This window comes from Pontiella sp. (genome assembly GCF_041622395.1).
Lineage (GTDB): Bacteria > Verrucomicrobiota > Kiritimatiellia > Kiritimatiellales > Pontiellaceae > Pontiella.
The window spans coordinates 1-2,774 of sequence record NZ_JBFJYW010000385.1 but is presented as its reverse complement, the minus strand read 5'-3'; the positions used below and the strand labels follow the sequence as shown (position 1 = coordinate 2,774).

Sequence of the window (2,774 nt, the reverse complement as noted above, 5' to 3'; positions counted from 1 at the left end):
GCGGCGGACCTGCCCGACGCTTTTTTCTTTATCGGCGTTCCCATCTTCCTGTTGCTTCTGTTGTACCTTGTCGTGACCTTTCTCAATGGGTTCGAAGAGAAGCGGCGCGAAGAACAGGGCCAGACGGCCAGCGAGCGGATGAATGTTGAATAATCCGGCTTGCCCACCTCCGGCCTTATTTGGATAATCCGCCGGAATATGCTCAGAACCCTAAAAATCAAGAATCTTGCGCTCGTCGACGATGTCCAGGTGGGCTTCAACGAGGGGCTTAATGTCATCACCGGCGAAACCGGCGCCGGTAAGTCGCTCATGATCGGGGCCTTGCGCCTTTTGCTGGGCGAGCGCGCCGATAAATCGATGATCCGCACCGGGGAAACCTCCTGCTCGGTCCATGCGGAATTCGGACTTTCCGATACCGCCCAGGTCGATGCCATCCTCGCCGACATCGGCTTGGAGCCGTGCGAAGGCGGCTTGCTGATCATTCGCCGCGTTATTACCGAGTCCGCCAACAAAACCACGGTCAACGACGAATCGGTCACGCTCACCGTGTTGCGGCGGCTCGGCAAGGTGCTGGTCGATATGCACGGCCCGTACGACCACCAGTCGTTGCTCGATCCGGGCGTGCAGCTCGATATTCTCGATGCCTTTGGCCAGCTCGACGACGCCAAGGCCGCCTATGCCGCCATTTACCAGGAGTTCCGCGCTATCCAGAAGCAGATCGATGCGCTCAACTCCGACAACGAAGAGGATCTGCAACGGCAGATCGAGTTCCTCGACTACCGGGTCAACGAGATCGACTCCGCCAACCTTTCCGCCGAAGAGGAAGAGCAGGTCGTCGAAGAGCACGGAATCATTGCCAACTCGCAGCAGGTGATCGAGCTGGCCAACGGCGTTGTGGTTGCCCTGACCGAAGGGGAGGGGTGCGCGTTCGACGGACTCGCCTCGGCCCAGCAGGCGCTCAACCGGCTGGTGAGGCTGATGCCGGAAGCTCAGGAGTGGCACGACGAAATCGAAAACGCCGTCACGTCCGTGCAGGAGGTGGTCCGCTCCATCGAACGCTCCGCCGCCGGGATCGATGGCAGTGCCGAGCGCATGCAGTGGCTCGACGACCGTCTCTCCACCTATCAGACCCTGAAGCGGAAATACGGCGCCTCGGTCGAGGAGGTCCTCGCCAACTGCGAAACCTGGAAACAGCAACTGCAGGATCTGCGCGGGCGCGACAGGCGCCGCGACGAACTCAAGGCCGAACAGGCCATCGTTTTGCGTTCGCTGCAAAAGGCGGGGAAGACGTTGCGGTCGCGCCGCGAAAACGTGGCCGACCACCTTTCCGAGTCCATCACGCGCGAGCTGGTCGATATCGGTTTCGAACACGGCTTTTTCGACGTGCAGATCAATCCCTGCGAGCCCGGTCCGTCCGGGATGGATGCGATCGAATTCGGGTTTGCGCCCAACGCCGGCGAAGATATGCGCCCGCTGCGGATGATTGCCTCGAGCGGCGAAATTTCGCGCGTCATGCTGGCCACCAAAGCGGTGCTGGCCAAGCAGGACCAGATTCCCGTGCTGGTCTTCGACGAAATCGACGCCAATATCGGCGGCGAGATCGGCGGCGCGGTCGGGCGCAAGCTCGCCCAGGTGGCCAAGAGCCACCAGTTGCTTTGCATCACCCACCTCCCGCAGGTGGCCGCTTGCGGCACGACGCACCTGGCCGTTTCCAAGAAGGTCGAGGACGGGCGCACCTATACGGAAGTCGAGTTGCTCGACCGCGAATCGCGTCCGGAGGAGATCGCCCGCATGCTCGGGGGAAGAGACAGCACCAACGTCACCCTCCAGCACGCCAAGGAAATGCTCGGGCTCTAAACCGGCGCTGCGGCTTTAGCGCAGGCCGTCGGCCAGCGCCTGGGCTTTCATCGAAAGTTCGGCGGCCTTGAACGCATGCGACTGCGTCATTGCGTTTTCGGTGCGGTTGATGCAGTCGCGGATCAGCGCGCCGAAGAAGGGGAAGCCCACGCGTTCGAAGCAATCGATCTCCTGCACGGCGTCGCCCGTCGTCAGGAAGATGCGGCTGTCCGGGGCCTTGCGGCCGACGTCCATGTATTTGCGGGCTTCCAGCGTTCCTTCGGTGCCGACGACGAACGTGCGGCCGTCGCCCCAGGTGGGCGAGCCGTCGGGCGTGAACCAGTCGAGGCGGCAATAGAACGAGGCGCCGTTGTCGGCGGTCAGCGAGGCTTCGCCGAAATCCTCCAGCTCCGGCCGGTCGGGATGGTTGAAGTTCTCGACCCGCGCGAAATTCACGACGGCATCCTGTGCGCCGGTGTAGTGCAGGAACTGTTCGAACTGGTGCGAGCCGAGGTCGGTCAGGATTCCGCCATACTTTTGTTTTTGGAAAAACCAGTCGGGGCGGGGCTGCTTGCCGAGGCGGTGGGGCGCGAGGTTGATCACCTGCAGCACGCGGCCGACCGCGCCCTGCGCAATCAGCTCGCCGGCCTTCATGCCCGCTTCGTTGTGCAGGCGTTCGCCGTAGTAGACCAGGTATTTCCTTCCGGTCGTCGCAACGCACCGGCGCGCCGCGGCGAGCTGCTCGAGCGTGGTGAAGGGCGCCTTGTCGGTAAAATAGTCCTTGCCGGCTTCCATCGCCTGGAAGCCGATGTCCGCGCGCTGGCAGGGTACTGCGGCGGCCGCCACCAGGCGCACGTCCGGATCCGCGAGGATCTGGCCGTAGGATTCGGCCACCTGGGCTTCGGGATTCCGTTCAACGAACGCCGAGACCTTGGCGG

At 62.9% G+C, this 2,774-nt stretch carries 2 protein-coding genes; one reads left to right on the top strand and one right to left on the bottom strand.

Translation table 11 applies throughout. The annotated features are described in order from the left end of the window. Positions 1–198: 198 nt before the first annotated feature. A complete protein-coding gene (gene recN / locus ABYO54_RS15815) occupies positions 199–1,857 on the top strand; it encodes a DNA repair protein RecN (RefSeq protein WP_372809197.1) in 1,659 nt (552 codons plus the stop codon). A gap of 15 nt (positions 1,858–1,872) precedes the next feature. On the opposite strand, the gene ABYO54_RS15810 is transcribed toward recN, so the two are convergent. Continuing rightward, positions 1,873–2,774 (bottom strand): Gfo/Idh/MocA family protein (locus ABYO54_RS15810; RefSeq protein ID WP_372809196.1); only part of this gene is annotated, 902 nt, incomplete at its 5' end.

Coding starts and splice junctions, on each gene's coding strand:
- recN (WP_372809197.1), top strand. CDS start 199: ATGCTCAGAACCCTAAAAATCAAGAATCTTGCGCTCGTCGACGATGTC.